Source organism: Pinisolibacter aquiterrae (assembly GCF_019160155.1).
In the GTDB taxonomy this organism is placed as follows: domain Bacteria; phylum Pseudomonadota; class Alphaproteobacteria; order Rhizobiales; family Ancalomicrobiaceae; genus Pinisolibacter; species Pinisolibacter aquiterrae.
Window position 1 is genome coordinate 75,162 of record NZ_JAFNIH010000009.1, and the last position, 16,273, is coordinate 91,434.

The window sequence follows — 16,273 nt, forward strand, 5'->3', positions numbered from 1 at the left end:
GGCCGGGGATCAGCGGTTCACGCCCTCCCTGCGGCAGTCCTGGACGCCGCCCATGGCGGAGGCGGTCTGATCGAGGCGCCAGGAGCGCGATTGGCCGCCGACGTTCACCTGGAGGAAACCGCCGTCGCGCAGCGCGGAGAGCATCCCGTCGTCGATGGTGACGGTCGGGCGGAGCCCCGCGGTGGTGGTGATCTCGAAGGGCAGCGAGGCGCGATTGAACTCGAGCATCCCGTCGAATTTCCGGCCGGTCGGCCAGCCCAGGTTGGGGATGCCGATCGACCATTTGCCGTTCTCCCATTGGATCAGGGAGAGCTCGCCGTCCCTGGTCTTCAGTCCGGCGCGGCAGCGGTTGAACTTCGGGCCGACGGTCACGGTGGAGACCTTCCACGGACCGACGTCTCGCCACGGCGTGTAGACCTCCTTGGCGCGGGTGGGAGTTGGCGCCGCGGCGGGGCCGCCGCCGGCGGCGCCGAGATTGCGGCAATCCTGAACGGCGCCGATGGCGCCGGCGCCGTTGTCCATCCGCCAGCTGAAGGTCTTGCCGCCGACGTTCGCCATGAGATTGCCGCCCTGGCGCAGCGCGTCGAGAATGCCGGCATTGATCTTGATCGCCTCGCGCAGACCCTTGCGCGACACCGTCAGGGTGAAGGGCTCGGAGGCGCGGTTCATCTCCAGCATGCCGGAGAGCTTCTGCCCGTCGGGGAAGTTCATGTCGGGCAGGGTGACGACCCAGGAGCCGTTGGCATATTGCAGGACGCCGACGATGCCGGTCGGGGTCTTGGTGTTGGCGCGGCAGCCGAAGAACTTGCCGTTTTCGGTGACGTGCTCGATCGACCACTGGCCGATGGTCTTGATCGGTTTGCCGACCTGTTGCGCCCGCGCCGCGCCCGAGGCGACGAGACACACGGCGGCGATCGTGGCGAAGATACGGGATCTCGTCATGCTCGTCTCCTCTCGGGGAGAAGGTGGGAAGGCGGAAGAGAAGGCAGGGATCAGGCGGGCCGTTCGGCCAGCATCAGATAATTGACGTCGAGATCGCCGTTCCTCAGCGACCACGATCCGCGCAGCGGATCGAACACCATGCCGCAGGCGTCGAGGACCTCGAGCCCGGTCGCCTCGACGGCGCGCTCCAGCTCCTTCGGGGTGACGAACTTCGACCAGGTGTGGGTGCCGGGCGGCAGCCAGCGCAGGACGTATTCGGCGCCGACGATGGCGAGCGCGAAGCTCTTCAGCGTGCGGTTCATGGTGGCGAGGAAGAGGAGCCCGCCGGGGCGCACGAGCTTGGCGATCTCGCGCAGGAAGAGCGGCAGGTCGGCGACGTGCTCGACGATCTCCATGGCGATCACCACGTCGAAGGTCTCGCCGGCCTCGGCGATCGCTTCCGCGGTGGTGGAGCGCCAGTCGACCTCGACGCCGACCTTCTCCGCCTGGACCCGGGCGGCCTCGACGTTGGCGGCACCGGCATCGGCGCCGACCATGGCGGCGCCGAGGCGGGCGAGCGGGATCGTCAGGAGGCCGCCGCCGCAGCCGATGTCGAGGATCCCGAGCCCCTCGAGGGCGCGCGTGTCGGTCTCGTCGCGGCCGAAGCGGCGGCAGATCTCGCGCTTCAGATAGGAGAGGCGGACCGGGTTGAGGTCGTGCAGCGGCCGGAGACGGCCGTTCGGGTCCCACCAGTCGGCGGCCATGGCTTCGAAATTGCCGATCTCGGTGGAATCGACGGTGCCGTGGGCATGGGGGATGGTCATGGATGGATCCTCGTGTCGAGCGTCAAGGTATCCGGCGCGGGTTCCCGGTCAAGAGCGGGTTCGGGCCGGCGGCGAAATGCGTGCGACCTCGGGTTCTCACGAGGGTCGGCGGCGTTGCGCGGGCCCCGGCTTTCCAGTATCAAGCGCGCGATCCGAGCCGTGCGGGCCCTCCCGTCGCGGCTCTTCCGTCTTCGGTACAGATCTCGAGTGGCACGATGGCCCGTCTGGTCCTGAAATTCGGCGGCACCTCCGTCGCCAACGTCGAACGCATCCGCAACGTGGCGCGCCATGTCGCGCGCGAGGTCAAGGCCGGCCATCAGGTCGCGGTCGTGGTTTCGGCGATGTCGGGCGTCACCAACACGCTGGTCGGCTACGTCCAGGACGCCGCCTCGACCGGCAACCGCGACGGCCACATCTTCGATCAGATGGAATACGACGCCGTGGTCGCCTCCGGCGAACAGGTGACGTCGGGCCTCCTCGCCATCGTTCTGCAGGCGATGGGCATTCCGGCGCGCTCGTTCCAGGGTTGGCAGATCCCGCTCACCACCGACGACGCCCACGGCTCGGCCCGGATCATGGACATCGACGGTGCCAAGATGATCGAGGTGATGAGCCGCGGCGAGGTCGCGGTGATCGCCGGCTTCCAGGGCGTCGGCCCGACCGGCCGCATCGCGACGCTGGGGCGCGGCGGCTCCGACACCAGCGCGGTGGCGATCGCCGCCGCGGTGAACGCGGATCGCTGCGACATCTATACCGACGTCGACGGCGTCTACACGACCGATCCGCGCATCGTGCCGAAGGCGCGGCGGTTGGAGAAGGTCGCCTTCGAGGAAATGCTGGAGATGGCCTCGCTCGGCGCCAAGGTGCTGCAGGTCCGCTCCGTCGAGCTCGCGATGGTCAAGAAGGTGCGCACCTTCGTCCGCTCGAGCTTCGACGATCCCGACACCGTCGGGGTCGATGCCCACGGCAATCCGCCGGGAACTCTCATTTGCGACGAGGACGAGATCGTGGAAACTCAGGTCGTCACCGGGATCGCCTATTCCAAGGACGAAGCCCAGATTTCGCTGCGTCGCGTCGCCGACAAGCCGGGCGTCGCGGCGGCCGTGTTCGGCGCCCTGGCCGAGGCCAACATCAACGTCGACATGATCGTGCAGAACACCTCCGCCGACGGCTCGACGACCGACCTCACCTTCACGGTGCCGGCGATCGACGAGGCGCGCGCCCGTTCGGTGCTGGAGGCGGCCCAGGCCGAGATCGGCCCGACGCTGATCGAGTCCTCCGCCGACGTGGTCAAGGTCTCGGTGATCGGCATCGGCATGCGCAGCCATGCAGGCGTCGCCTCCCAGGCCTTCACCGCGCTCGCCTCCAAGGGCATCAACATTCGCGCGATCACCACCTCGGAGATCAAGATCTCCGTGCTGATCGACGCCGCCTATACCGAACTGGCGGTGCGCACGCTGCACACCGCCTACGGTCTCGACAAGGCGTGAACGGCGCGGACGGGCGACGACGCCCGTCCGTCTTCACCTGGGTGTACCGATCCGATTGATTTTTCGGACGGTTCGGTGACATGCTGGTGCCGACCGGGGTGTGTCGCCTCGAGCGGACCCGTCGAGTAGGAGAACGGAGATGCGTGGATCTCTGGGCGCGCCGCGCATTCTTCTCCGCAAGCTCCGCGAGTTGATGGCCGAACCCATCAATCCGCAGGAACGCCTCGACAAGATCGTCGAGCAGATCGCCACCAACGTGGTCGCCGAGGTGTGCTCGGTCTACGTTCTGCGCGACGACAACGTGCTCGAACTCGCCGCCACCGTCGGCCTCAAGCGCGAGGCGGTGCATCAGACCAGCCTCAAGGTCGGCGAGGGTCTGGTCGGCCTGATCGCCTCGGAGGCGCGCTGCCTCAACCTGCCCAACGCCCAGTCCCATCCCGCCTTCGCCTACAAGCCGGAGACGGGCGAGGAAATGTTCAACGCCTTCCTCGGCGTGCCGATCCTGCGCGCCGGCCGCATCCTCGGCGTCCTGGTGGTGCAGAACAAGGCGCATCGCACCTATCAGGAAGACGAGGTCGAGATCCTCCAGACGACGGCGATGATCATCGCCGAGATGATCGCCGCCGGTGGGCTCGAACGGCTCCTGAAGCCGGGGTCGTCGCTCGACGTGAAGCGGCCGATGCAGTTGAAGGGCGTCGGCCTCGGCGAGGGCGTCGGGCTCGGTCACGTGGTCCTGCACGAGCCGCGCATCGTCGTTTCGGCGCTGATCGCCGACGACGTGCCGCGCGAGGCGAACCGGCTCGACACGGCGATCGAGAAGCTGCGGCTCTCGGTCGACGCGCTCCTGTCGCGCTCCGAACTCGATCAGGTCGGCGAGCACCGCGACGTGCTCGAGGCCTATCGCATGTTCGCCTATGATCGCGGCTGGGTGCGCAAGATGGAAGAAGCGGTCAAGAACGGCCTGACCGCCGAGGCCGCCGTCGAGAAGGTCCAGTCGGACACCCGCGCGCGGATGCTGCGCCAGACCGACCCTTACTTGCGCGAACGGCTGCACGACTTCGACGCGCTCGCCAACCGGCTGATCCGCGAGTTGATGGGACGGCCGCACGGGCCGATGGCGGGCGAATTGCCCAAGGACGCGGTGATCGTCGCCCGCAACATGGGCGCGGCCGATCTCTTCGACTACGACCGCGACCGCATCAAGGGTCTGGTGCTCGAGGAGGGCGCGCCGACCAGCCACATCTCGATCGTGGCGCGGTCGATGGGCATTCCGGTGGTCGGGCAGGTCGAGGGCGTGGTCTCGCTGGTGGAGACCGGCGATTCGATCATCGTCGACGGCGAGAGCGGGGCGGTCCATCTCCGCCCGGCACCGGACGTGGAGAGCGCCTTCGCGGAGAAGGTGCGGTTCCGCGCGCGCAAGCAGGCGCAGTATCGGCGCCTGAAGTCGCGGCCGTCGATCACCAAGGATGGGCACCACGTCCAGCTTCTGCTGAATTCCGGTCTCTTCCTCGACCTGCCGCATCTGGAGGAGAGCGGCGCATCGGGCATCGGCCTCTTCCGCACCGAACTCCAGTTCATGGTGGCGACGGCGTTCCCGCGCATCGGCGAACAGGAGGCGCTCTACGCCCGGGTGCTGGAATCGGCCGGCGGCAAGCCGGTCACCTTCCGCTCGCTCGACATCGGCGGCGACAAGGTGCTGCCCTATGCCCAGCGGCTCGAGGAGGAGGAGAACCCGGCGATGGGCTGGCGGGCGATCCGCATCGGGCTCGACCGGCCGGGGCTCCTGCGCATCCAGGTGCGCGCGCTCCTGAAGGCGGCGGCCGGGCGCGAGCTTCGGCTGATGTTCCCGATGGTCGCCGACATCTCCGAGTTCGAGCGGGCCCAGGCGCTGGTCGAGCGGGAGAAGAACTTCCTCAAGCGTCTCGACTACGAATTGCCGGAGACGATCAAGCTCGGCGTGATGATCGAGGTGCCGTCGCTCCTGTTCCAGCTCGACGAGCTGTTCGGCAAGGTGCATTTCGCCTCGGTCGGGTCGAACGATCTCTTCCAGTTCGCCTATGCCTCCGATCGCGGCAACACGCGGATGACCGGGCGCTACGACGCCATGTCGCTGTCGTTCCTCCGGGTGCTCAAGCTGATCCAGGACAAGGCGAACGAGCATCACGTGCCGCTGACGCTGTGCGGCGAGCTCTCGGGCCGGCCGCTCGAGGCGATGGCGCTGATCGCGCTCGGTTATCGCTCCTTGTCGATGTCGTCGTCGTCGGTCGGTCCGGTCAAGACGATGCTGCTCGAACTCGACGTGGCGAAGCTCAGGGCGCGGCTCCTGCCGCGGCTCGAGCCGGGGCGGCCGAACGAGGACATCCGGGCGATGCTGCGCACCTTCGCCGAGGAGCAGGGCGTGCCGGTCCAGCCCTAGCGGGGTGGTTCGATCGCCCCCGCCCGCTCCCTTCCTCCACGCGCCTCGGTCCCGATGTCCCTTTCCGCCAAACTCGACGCGGTCCTCGATCGTTTCGCCGTTCTCGACGCGCGCATGGGCGCCGGCGGCGGCGACTATGTGGCGCTCGCCCGCGACCGGGCCGAGTTGGAGCCGCTCGTGGAGGAGATCCAGGCGTTGCGGGCGGCGGAGAGCGAGCTCGCCGGGCTCGATCAGTTGCTGGCCGATCCCGGCACGGACGCGGAGATGCGGGCGTTGGCGGCCGAGGAGCGCGCCGCCGCCGTGGCGCGGGTCGAGGCGCTCGATCAGGCGGTGCGGCTGGCCCTGCTGCCGAAGGACACGGCCGACGCGCGCAACGTCATCCTCGAGGTGCGGGCCGGAACCGGCGGCGACGAGGCGGCGCTCTTCGCCGGCGATCTCTTTCGGATGTATGCCCGCCACGCCGCCGCGCACGGCTGGGGGATGACCATCCTCTCGGCGAGCGAGAGCGAACTCGGCGGCTACAAGGAGATCATCGCCGAGATTTCCGGCGCCGGCGCCTATGGGCGGCTCAAGTTCGAATCCGGGGTGCACCGGGTGCAGCGGGTGCCGGCGACCGAATCGGGCGGGCGGATCCACACCTCGGCCGCGACCGTGGCGGTGTTGCCGGAGGCGGAGGAGGTCGATGTGACGATCGCCCCGTCCGATCTCTCCTTCGACACGTTCCGCGCCTCCGGGGCCGGCGGCCAGCACGTCAACAAGACCGACAGCGCGGTCCGGGTGACCCATCTGCCGACGGGGATCGCGGTCGCGGTCCAAGAGGAGCGGTCGCAGCATCAGAATCGCGCCAAGGCGCTGGCCCTGCTGCGCACCCGTCTCTTCGAGATCGAGCGGGAGAAGGCGGCCTCGGCGCGCGCGGCGGATCGTCGCGGCCAAGTCGGGTCGGGGGATCGGTCGGAGCGGATCCGCACCTACAATTTCCCGCAAGGTCGGGTCACCGATCACCGCATCGACCTCACCTTGTACAAGTTGCCGGAGGTGCTTGAGGGGGGGGCGCTCGACGAGATCATCGACGCGCTGATCACCGACCATCGCGCGGCCCTCTTGGCGGAGGCGGAGACGTGAGCCGGGCGATGCTGGAGCGGCTGACGGCGGAGCCGGCGCCGACCGTCGAGGCGACGCTGCGGGCGCTGCGCGCGGTCTTCGCCGGATCGGGCGAGGGGGCGCGGGCGGAGGCGCGGATGATCGTCGGCCATGTGCTCGGGCTCGATCTCGGCGGGCTGATCCTCGGCGGCGACCGGGTGATCGAGAGCGCCGCGCTCGCCCGCATCGTCGAACTCGCCTCTCGGCGGCTCGACGGCGAGCCGGTGCAGCGGCTGATCGGCGAGGCGGACTTCTACGGTCTCGCCTTCGCTCTGACGCCGGAAACGCTGGTGCCACGGCCGGATACGGAGACGCTGGTCGAGGCGGTCCTGGCGCGGCTCGAGGGGGTTTCGGCGCCGGTCCTCGCCGATCTCGGGGTCGGATCGGGGGCGATCCTGGTGGCGCTGCTCCATGTCCGCAGCGATGCCCGGGGGGTGGCGAGCGATCTTTTCGGCGAGGCTCTCGCGACCGCGCGCGGCAATGCCGAGCGTCACGGGGTGGCGGCGCGGGCGCTCTTCGTCCGCGGCTCCTATGCCTCGATGCTGGCGCCGCGGGCCTTCGACGCGATCGTCTCCAACCCGCCCTATATCGAGACGGCGGCGATCGCGCAGCTCGACGAGGAGGTGCGTCTCCATGATCCGCTCGCCGCGCTCGACGGGGGCGCCGACGGGCTCGACGCCTATCGGGTGATCGTCGAGGAGGCGCGCGCGGCGCTGCGGCCGGGCGGGCTCCTGGCGGTGGAGATCGGTCACGAACAGGGGAGAAGCGTCGCGGCGCTCTTCTCGGCGGCGGGCTTCGTCGCGGTCGAGACGACGGCCGATCTCGCCGGTCGCGACCGGGTGGTCAGCGCGCGGGCGCCGGGTTCTCGAGCGTCACCGTAAAATAAATCTTGGAATGCGACCGAGAAATCGCTAGTTTCCGAGCACCGAAGCAAATCGTCGACGGATGGGGATCCGAGGAGCGTCATTCACGCTCTCCCTGGAGAATGCTCCAGTGGGTCCGATCCCGTCGGACGTGGGGGCGAGATCCGAAGCGGACTGGTCCCCTGATCTTCGGTCCGTCCAACACTTCCAGGGGCTGGAACGCCCGAATTGATCCGAAACGTATCGATCCACCGGCAACGGTGTCTTCGCCGGGCGCGTGACGTCGTCGCGGCGCGGCTCGATCGAAATACGGAACGGATGGAAGCGTCGGCGCCCGGGGCAGGGGCTCGGGAGCGGAACCGCCATACCCCTCGGACGGATGAGATCACGTAACATGTTCCTCGGCAAAGATCGCACGGGTATGAGACAGGGAAATTCCAACAAGCGCATGCGCGGTCGTGGTGGCGGTGGCAACAACGGCGGCAATGGTGGCGGTGGCCGCAAGGGTCCCAATCCGCTGAGCCGCAGCTACGAATCGACGGGTCCCGACGTCAAGATCCGCGGCACGGCGCTGCACATCGCCGAGAAGTACGTCGCCCTGGCGCGCGACGCCCAGTCGAGCGGCGATCCCGTCTTGGCCGAGAACTATCTCCAGCACGCCGAACACTATTATCGCATCATCGCCGCCGCCCAGGCGTCGTCGCCGCAGCCGGTGGCGATCGTCCGCTCCGACATTCAGGTCGAGGAGGACGAGGAGGATTTCGAGGAGGCTCAGCAGGAGGCTCGGTTCGAAATGCGCGGCGAGCCGCGTCCGGCGATCGGCGAGGACGGCTTCATGTCGGCCGACATGCCGCAGCCCTTCGTCGACGATCTGCCCGTCGGCGACCGTCCGGTCGAGGGACGGAGCCGCGACGAGCGTCCGCGTGGCGATCGTCCCGAGCGCCTGCAGGATCGCGGCGGCGATCGCAATCGCGGCCGGGGCTTTCGCTCCGGGACACGCGGCGATCGTCCGGATCTGCCGGCGCGTGAGGCGCGCGAGCCTCGCGAAGCCCGTGAGCCGCGCGACAACCGTCACGAGGCGCCGTCGCGTCCGCCCCGGGCCGAGCGCGCGCCGCGCGTCGAGGCCGCCCGCGTCGAGGCCGAGGTCGAGACCGATCTGGCGGCGCTGCCGGCCTTCCTGACCGCCGCTCCGACCCGCGCCGCGACGCCGGCTCCGGCCCCCGCTCCGGCCCCGACCCCGGTCGAGGCGCCGGTGGCGGCCGAGACCCCGGTGCCCGAAGCCGCCCCCGGCGAGGTCGCGGACGAGGCGCCGCGCAAGCGCACCCGTGGTGGGCGCGGCCGTGGTCGCCGGCCCGAATACGAGGCGGGCGAGGCCCCCGCCGCGGAGACCCCGACGCCCGCGCCGACGGTGGCCGCCGACGAGTGATCGTCGCGGAAGGCACGTTCCAAGGCCCGGACCGGCGACGGTTCGGGCCTTCGTCGTTTCGGGGGTCTTGCGGGCTCAGGAAATTCGAAGGCGTCCGGCGGTCGTGAGTTCGGTCTCACACGGCGAGTTCGTCGCCGACGGCGAGGCGGCCGGGGGAGAGGACGCGCAGATAGACGCCGCAGTCGGCATGGCCGACGGTCTGCATCAGATGGCGTGGGATCTGGAGATCGCGGAGGCCGGTCGCCGGATCGACGTTGGTGGCGGCGCAGCGTTCGGTGCGCTTGACCACCTCGAAGTCGATCCCGCCGATCGAGAGCGGCATGTCGCGCGGCCAGCCGAGCTCGGCGCCGGGGGCGAGGCCGTCGACGACGAGGTTGGGGCGGAAGCGCAAGGGGGCGAGGGTGACGCCCAGCTCCGCGCCGAGGGCCCGCACGGTCTCGCGATTGACGAGATGCAGCACCTTCTTCGCCACGTCGGAGAAGGAATGGCCAGAGGCGCGGAGCACCTTCGGGGGACCGCGCAGGACGTCGGCGAAGCGGGCGGCGAGGAAGGTCTCGATGGCCGTGCGCCCCTCCTCGGTGTCGAGGCGCCCCTCGGCGAGGGTCGCGCCGGCCTCGGCGATGGTGAAGAGGGTCGTTTCGGGGTCGAAACGGGTCGCGAGCCGCGCCAGTCCCTCGTTGCGCATCAGGCAGAGGAATTTGATCTTCGGCATGTGCACCGGCGCGGCCGGGTCGAAGCCGGAGGGGCCGTTCTCGACCGCGTAGGCGCGATCGAAGGGCATGGTCTCGCCGGGGACGAGGTCGACGGCGGCGAGCGTGTCGGGCGAGAAGCCCTTGACGGGATACCGCCACAAGGTGGTGACGCGAGCGCTCATGCGGGGTCCTCTCGAGGATCGACGGTCGTCGGTGGCCGGTTGTCCGACCGGCCGGACGAGGCGTCAAGCAGAGTTCGCGCAATTCCCCTCTTCACAGAGCGGTGAAGGCTTCCCACATGGGAGACGAAGGTCGTTTCCCGTCTCCGCCCCGGGGGAGCGGGAGGCGCCACCCCAGAATCCAGACGCCGCGCGGACCGTGCCCAGAGGGGCGGTGAGGCGGCGGGCCAGGAGGGCAACCATGAATCTCGAGAAATATACCGAACGCGCCCGCGGCTTCCTCCAGTCGGCGCAGACCGCCGCTCTTTCGGCCGGTCATCAGCAGTTCACGCCGGAGCACGTCCTCAAGGTCCTGCTCGACGACGATCAGGGGCTCTGCGCCGGTCTCATCGACCGCGCCGGCGGCCGTTCGCGCGAGGCGCTCGCCGCGACGCAGAAGGCGCTCGACAAGCTGCCCAAGGTCTCGGGCGGATCCGGCCAGCTCTACATGGCGCCGGCGACGGCGCGCATCTTCGAGAATGCCGAGAAGATCGCCGACAAGGCGGGCGACAGCTTCGTCACCGTGGAGCGGCTGCTGGTCGCGGTCGCGCTCGACAAGGAGAGCGAGGCCGGCAAGATCCTCACCGCCGCCGGGGTCACCCCGAACGCGCTCAATGCCGCGATCAACGATCTGCGCAAGGGCCGCACCGCCGACACCGCCTCGGCCGAGAACCAGTACGACGCACTCAAGAAATACTGTCGTGACCTGACCCAGGCGGCACGTGACGGCAAGCTCGACCCGGTGATCGGCCGCGACGAGGAGATCCGTCGGACCATCCAGGTTCTGAGTCGGCGTACCAAGAACAATCCGGTCCTCATCGGCGAGCCCGGCGTCGGCAAGACGGCGATCGTCGAGGGGTTGGCGCTGCGCATTCTCAACGGCGACGTGCCCGAGAGCCTCAAGGACAAGACCCTGATGGCGCTCGACATGGGCGCGCTGATCGCCGGCGCGAAATATCGCGGCGAGTTCGAGGAGCGGTTGAAGGGCGTCTTGAACGAGGTTCAGGCGGCCGAGGGTGGCGTGATCCTGTTCATCGACGAGATGCACACGCTGGTCGGTGCCGGCAAGTCGGACGGGGCGATGGACGCCTCCAACCTCTTGAAGCCGGCGCTCGCGCGCGGTGAACTCCACTGCGTCGGCGCGACCACGCTCGACGAATATCGCAAGCACGTCGAGAAGGACGCCGCGCTCGCCCGCCGGTTCCAGCCGGTCTTCGTCTCCGAGCCGACGGTCGAGGACACGATCTCGATCCTGCGCGGCCTGAAGGAGAAGTACGAGCTGCATCACGGCGTCCGGATCGCGGATTCGGCGATCGTCGCCGCCGCGACGCTTTCGAACCGCTACATCACCGATCGCTTCCTGCCCGACAAGGCGATCGATCTGGTCGACGAGGCCTCGGCGCGGCTTCGGATGCAGGTCGATTCGAAGCCCGAGGAACTCGACGAACTCGATCGCCGGGTGATCCAGCTCAAGATCGAGCGCGAGGCGCTGAAGAAGGAGACCGATCAGGCCTCCAAGGATCGGCTCGCGCGGCTCGAGCGGGAACTCTCCGACCTCGAGGAGGAATCGGCCGAACTCACCTCGAAATGGCAGAGCGAGAAGGACCAGATGGCTTCGGCCACCAAGCTCAAGGAGAGCCTCGATCAGGCCCGCCTCGAGCTCGAGCAGGCGCAGCGCACCGGCCGGTTCGACCGGGCGGGTGAGCTCGCCTATGGCGTGATCCCGGGCCTCGAGACCAAGCTGAAGGAGATCGAGGCCAAGGGCGAGGACGGCGGCAAGCCGGCGCAGGAGGCGGTCACCGCCGACATGGTGGCGCAGGTCGTCTCGCGCTGGACCGGGGTCCCGGTCGACAAGATGCTCGAGGGGGAGAAGGACAAGCTGCTGCGCATGGAAGACGAACTCGCCAAGCGGGTGGTCGGCCAGGCGGAGGCGGTGCACGCGGTCTCCACCGCCGTGCGGCGCGCCCGTGCCGGGCTCCAGGATCCGAACCGGCCGATCGGCTCGTTCATGTTCCTCGGCCCGACCGGCGTCGGCAAGACCGAGCTGACCAAGGCCTTGGCGGCGTTCCTCTTCGACGACGATCAGGCGATGGTGCGCATCGACATGTCGGAATACATGGAGAAGCACTCGGTCGCCCGGCTGATCGGCGCCCCTCCGGGCTACGTCGGCTACGAGGAGGGCGGCGCGCTCACCGAAGCGGTGCGGCGGCGGCCCTATCAGGTGATCTTGTTCGACGAGGTCGAAAAGGCGCACGGCGACGTCTTCAACGTGCTCCTCCAGGTGCTCGACGACGGGCGGCTCACCGACGGGCAGGGACGCACGGTCGATTTCCGCAACACGATCATCGTGCTCACCTCGAACATCGGGGCGGAGTTCCTGGTCGAGTTGGGTGAACTCGACGACGTCGACAAGGCGCGCGACGACGTCATGGCGATGGTCCGGGCCCACTTCCGGCCCGAGTTCCTGAACCGGCTCGACGACATCCTGCTGTTCCACCGCCTGAAGCGGTCGGAGATGGGCCGGATCGTCGACATCCAGTTCGCGCGGTTGCAGAAGCTGATCGCCGATCGGCGCATCGAGCTCGAGCTGGAGCCGGGCGCGCGGGAGTGGCTCGCCGATCGCGGATACGACCCGGCCTATGGGGCGCGGCCGTTGAAGCGGGTGATCCAGCGCGAGGTGCAGGATCCGCTCGCCGAGAAGATTCTGATGGGCGAGATCGGCGAAGGCGTGCGCGTCGACGTCACGACCGGCGGCGATCGTCTGCAGTTCCACGTCGCCGGGCCGGTGGCCGAGGCGGCGTGATCGGAAGATCCAGGAGAGAAGAGGAGGCCGCGCTTCGCGAGAGGCGCGGCCTCCTCGCGTTCAGGACGGTCGACGGGAGGGCGCCGAGCCGATAGGACTGCCGCGACGAGGCGATCCGAAGTGGGGACGCCGTCGCGAGCGGAGGATCCTCGCAGATGACGGACGCGGGAGCGGTGCGCCACACGCCGGTCGAGGATCTCTTCGCGCTGGTGACGGGAACCCTGCTGGTGGCGGCCGGGCTCGAGATGTTCCATCGCACCGGGGTCGGCACGGGTGGCGCGCCCGGGCTCGCCTTTCTCGTCACCTATGCCGGCGGGGTGAGTCTTCCGGTGGCGCTGCTGCTGGTCAATCTGCCATTCTACCTCTTCTCGATCTGGCGGATGGGGTGGCGGTTCACGCTGAAGACGGTGGCGGCGGTGAGCCTGCTCGCGGCCGAGACCTGGGGGTTGCCGCGCCTGCTCGAGATCGCGCGGCTCGAGCCGATCTTCGGGGCGGGGTTCGGCGGGCTCCTGGTCGGGGTCGGGCTCTTGATCCTGATCCGCCACAAGGCGAGCCTCGGCGGCGTCGGCATCGTCGCGCTGTGGCTGCAGGAGCGGCGCGGCTGGTCGGCCGGCAAGGTGCAGATGGCGATCGACGCGGTGATCCTCTCGGGCACGGTGTTCGTGCTCGACGCGCCGCACGTGGCGCTGTCGCTGCTCGGGGCGGTGACGATGAACCTGGTGCTCGCCGTCAATCACCGCGCCGGGCGCTATCTCGGGTTTTGATACCGAGCCTACGAAGTTTCGACCTGTTCGAAATTTCGTAGGCGAAGGCAAGCCCGAACGGGCGTCGGCCGGTCAGGCCGCAACCACGGGAAATTCCGACGAGTCGGAATTTCCCGTGATCGGTATGATCAGTTCGCGGCGGTCTTGGTGGTGCTCGACTTGGCCATCAGCGCGTCGATGCGATCGCGCTCACGGCCGAATTCGGCGAGCATGCCGCCGCCGAGTTCCTTGCCGCGCGGCAGTTTCACGCGCATCGGGTCGACGAAGGCGGAGTTGATCAGCACCTCGTAGTGGCAATGCGGGCCGGTGGAGACGCCGGTCGAGCCGACATAGCCGATGATCTGGCCCTGGCGGACGCGGACGCCCTTCTCGATGCCCTTGCCGAAGCCGGACATGTGGCCGTAGCCGGTCTCGTAGCCGTTGGCGTGCTGGATGCGGACGTAGCGGCCGTAGCCCCCCTTCCAGCCGGCTTCGGTGACGGTGCCGTTACCCGAGGCGAAGATCGGGGTGCCGGTGGGGGCGGCCCAGTCGACGCCGGTGTGCATGCGATAATAGCCGAGAACCGGGTGGCGGCGGCCGCCGAAGCCGGAGCGGAACACGCCGCCGTCCATCGGCTTGCGCATCAGGAACTTCTTCGCGCTCTTGCCGCTCTCGTCGTAGTAATCGACGGTCCCGTCGTCGGGGGAGCGGTAGCGATAGTATCGCTTCGGGATGCCATTGGTGTTGATCGCCGCGTAGAGGATCTCCTGACCCGCCTTCGGGTCGTTCTCGTCCTCGGCCGCGTAGAGAACCTCGAACTGATCGCCGTGGCGGACGCGCTGATTGAAGTCGACGTCGAAGGAATAGATCTCGACGAGCTTCTTGATCAGGGCGCGGGGAATCTGATTGTCGATCGCGGTCTGATAGAGGCTGTAATAGAGTGAGGGCACGCCGCTCGCCGCGGCCACGGTCTCGTCCTCCTCCTCGGGCGTGATGTCGTCCTCGCCGAGACCGGGCTCCTGAGCGGTGACGAAATTGCCGTAGTCGTCGAGGGCGATGGTGGCGATGTGGGCGTTGTCCTTGCCGTAGAGGGTGATGCGGACCGGCTTCAGCTTGTCGGTCGTGTCGATCTTGGCGGTGCCGATGCGGATGCGATAGCCCGGCTCGATCGACTTCAGCTCGATGCTCTTGGCGAGGGCGCGCAGCGCGTCGGTGATCGTCTTCTCGTCGGCGCCGGCATCCTTGAGGAGCGCGCGCAGCGTGTCGCCCTTGTCGATGGTCGAGGTCTTCTCGTCGAGGCCGTTGCCGGTGGCGGCGCCGGCGCGCTCGACGTCGGACTTCGGGAAGAAGGACACGTTCTCCGGCACGATCCGCATGGCGAGCGCCGAGGCGATGCCGCCGGGGCCGGTGGCTGTGGAGAAGGCCGCGTCCGACATCACCGGAAGCGAGGCGACCTGGATCGAGCCGTCGGAGAGGAAGCGCGCCTGATCGCCGACGATCAGCTCGACCTCGTTGGAGGCCATGATCACGTCGGGATCGAAGGAGGCGGGGTCCATCGGCAGATCGCGGGTGCGCAGGGTGATCTCGCCCTCGACGGTCGCGTCGTAGAAGGCGGGGTTGCGCGCGGTCGAGCCGCGGCCGGAGAGGATCTCGGTGTCGGCGAAGACCTTCAGCGGATTGAAGGGCGGAATGTCCGCCGTCGCCTCGGTCTTCTTCAGGCTGAGGCCGGCGGCGATGCGCACGAAGGGACGGACGCGGACGAGGTCGCGGTCGCCGATGCGGGTCATGGTCGAGAGGTTGAGGACCTGTCGGGTGACGCCCTTGTCGGGGCCGATGCGCAGACGATCGCCCTTGGCGAGGACGCCGGTGTCGGCATTGACGGTGCGCTCGAGCGCCGGGGGGGCATCGACCGGGCGCGCGACGAGCTCACGCGGAACGGCGGCGAGCGTATGGCGTCCGTCGAGCGCGACATAGAGCGCGCCGCCCATCAGGAAGGTCGAGGTGCAGGCCGTCAGGAGAGTGCCGGCCAGCCAGCGCAGCGACAGGGCGCGCCGATCGAGACGGCCGACGCCGCCGTCGACGAGCAACGGCAGTTCGGATCCCAGGTCGATGGTGTCGCGCGGGTGGGCGTGTCGGCGGTATCGCATCTCGTCTCGTCGGTGGCGGGTCTGTCCCGTTCTCTCGTGCGAGCGTCGGCCGTTCGAATGCGGACGAGGTGAGAGCGGCGGGCTCGGTGCCGGCGTCACGGATCGCAAGCGGATGGGGCGAACTCGTGGCGAAGCAGGACCCAAATTGGCCCCTGGGGGACGATCCGTCAATGCGAACCCGGGGAGAGGGAGGAACGAAACGTGCGCCTGCACGCGTATGCGCGAGGGGCGGGGCGGCGACACCTCGTCACGGGGGAGAGCGGGAGAGAGGACCGGACGGGGGAGGGGCCGAGCAGGGGTGAAAAGCCCGGATTTCGTGCCGCGATCGGGGGCGTCTTCGAGCGCAGAATTTATCCACAGAGACAACCTTTTGATTTCGTGCGATTTTTCATGTTCGCCGAGAAATCTTCGATGCGGCGCAAAAAACTTCGAGATGGCTGTTGACGGGGCGCCGGGCCCCCCTTATAAACCGCTCCAACGACGGCGGCGGTGCCGCTGGCGACGAAATCCTTCGCGCTGCGAACTGGTGATTTTCCTGAAAAGGGGGATTGCCAAACGGTTCGGAAAGGTGTTGAAGGTCACGAAATTCG

The 16,273-nt window shown here is 68.6% G+C and carries 11 protein-coding genes; 7 read left to right on the forward strand and 4 right to left on the reverse strand.

Features of this window, described 5'->3' with window-relative positions:
* Window positions 1–9: 9 nt before the first annotated feature.
* The gene (locus J3S89_RS02370; protein WP_217925873.1) at window positions 10–942 is read right to left on the reverse strand and encodes a hypothetical protein; all 933 of its coding nucleotides are present in this window, start codon (window positions 940–942) and stop codon (window positions 10–12) included.
* Window positions 943–992: 50 nt separating this feature from the next.
* Window positions 993–1,745: a bifunctional 2-polyprenyl-6-hydroxyphenol methylase/3-demethylubiquinol 3-O-methyltransferase UbiG gene (ubiG, locus tag J3S89_RS02375; protein ID WP_217925874.1), complete on the reverse strand. Its 753-nt coding sequence runs from the start codon at window positions 1,743–1,745 to the stop codon at window positions 993–995.
* A 215-nt stretch (window positions 1,746–1,960) separates the two neighbouring features.
* Between ubiG and J3S89_RS02380 the strand changes: the two genes are divergently transcribed.
* The 5 genes from J3S89_RS02380 to J3S89_RS02400 all read left to right on the forward strand — a co-directional run bounded on the left by J3S89_RS02380 (window position 1,961) and on the right by J3S89_RS02400 (window position 9,080).
* Entirely contained in the window at window positions 1,961–3,235 is a 1,275-nt protein-coding gene (locus J3S89_RS02380; protein ID WP_217925875.1) for an aspartate kinase, read from the forward strand.
* A 139-nt stretch (window positions 3,236–3,374) separates the two neighbouring features.
* The gene (gene ptsP / locus J3S89_RS02385; protein ID WP_217925876.1) at window positions 3,375–5,651 is read left to right on the forward strand and encodes a phosphoenolpyruvate--protein phosphotransferase; all 2,277 of its coding nucleotides are present in this window, start codon (window positions 3,375–3,377) and stop codon (window positions 5,649–5,651) included.
* A gap of 54 nt (window positions 5,652–5,705) precedes the next feature.
* Window positions 5,706–6,773 carry a peptide chain release factor 1 gene (gene prfA / locus J3S89_RS02390; protein WP_217925877.1) on the forward strand — a complete coding sequence of 356 codons (1,068 nt, stop codon included), beginning with the start codon at window positions 5,706–5,708 and terminating at the stop codon, window positions 6,771–6,773.
* Window positions 6,770–7,672, forward strand: coding sequence for a peptide chain release factor N(5)-glutamine methyltransferase (gene prmC / locus J3S89_RS02395; RefSeq protein ID WP_230489154.1), 903 nt, complete (start codon window positions 6,770–6,772; stop codon window positions 7,670–7,672). The genes prfA and prmC overlap by 4 nt, the downstream gene beginning before the upstream one ends.
* A gap of 403 nt (window positions 7,673–8,075) precedes the next feature.
* On the forward strand, window positions 8,076–9,080 hold the full coding sequence (locus J3S89_RS02400) for a DUF4167 domain-containing protein (protein WP_217925878.1): 1,005 nt from the start codon (window positions 8,076–8,078) through the stop codon (window positions 9,078–9,080).
* Window positions 9,081–9,195: 115 nt separating this feature from the next.
* Here J3S89_RS02400 and J3S89_RS02405 read toward each other — a convergent pair whose 3' ends face one another.
* Window positions 9,196–9,954 (reverse strand): MOSC domain-containing protein, encoded by a 759-nt coding sequence (locus J3S89_RS02405; protein WP_217925879.1) that lies wholly within the window; start codon window positions 9,952–9,954, stop codon window positions 9,196–9,198.
* A 238-nt stretch (window positions 9,955–10,192) separates the two neighbouring features.
* On the opposite strand from J3S89_RS02405, the gene clpB reads away from it, so the two are divergent.
* Together clpB and J3S89_RS02415 are read left to right on the forward strand one after the other, a co-directional pair.
* A complete protein-coding gene (gene clpB / locus J3S89_RS02410; RefSeq protein ID WP_217925880.1) occupies window positions 10,193–12,793 on the forward strand; it encodes an ATP-dependent chaperone ClpB in 2,601 nt (866 codons plus the stop codon).
* Between the two features lie 155 nt (window positions 12,794–12,948).
* Entirely contained in the window at window positions 12,949–13,557 is a 609-nt protein-coding gene (locus tag J3S89_RS02415; protein WP_217925881.1) for a YitT family protein, read from the forward strand.
* 128 nt (window positions 13,558–13,685) lie between these two features.
* On the opposite strand, the gene J3S89_RS02420 is transcribed toward J3S89_RS02415, so the two are convergent.
* Window positions 13,686–15,683: a M23 family metallopeptidase gene (locus J3S89_RS02420; protein WP_217925882.1), complete on the reverse strand. Its 1,998-nt coding sequence runs from the start codon at window positions 15,681–15,683 to the stop codon at window positions 13,686–13,688.
* Window positions 15,684–16,273: the final 590 nt, after the last annotated feature.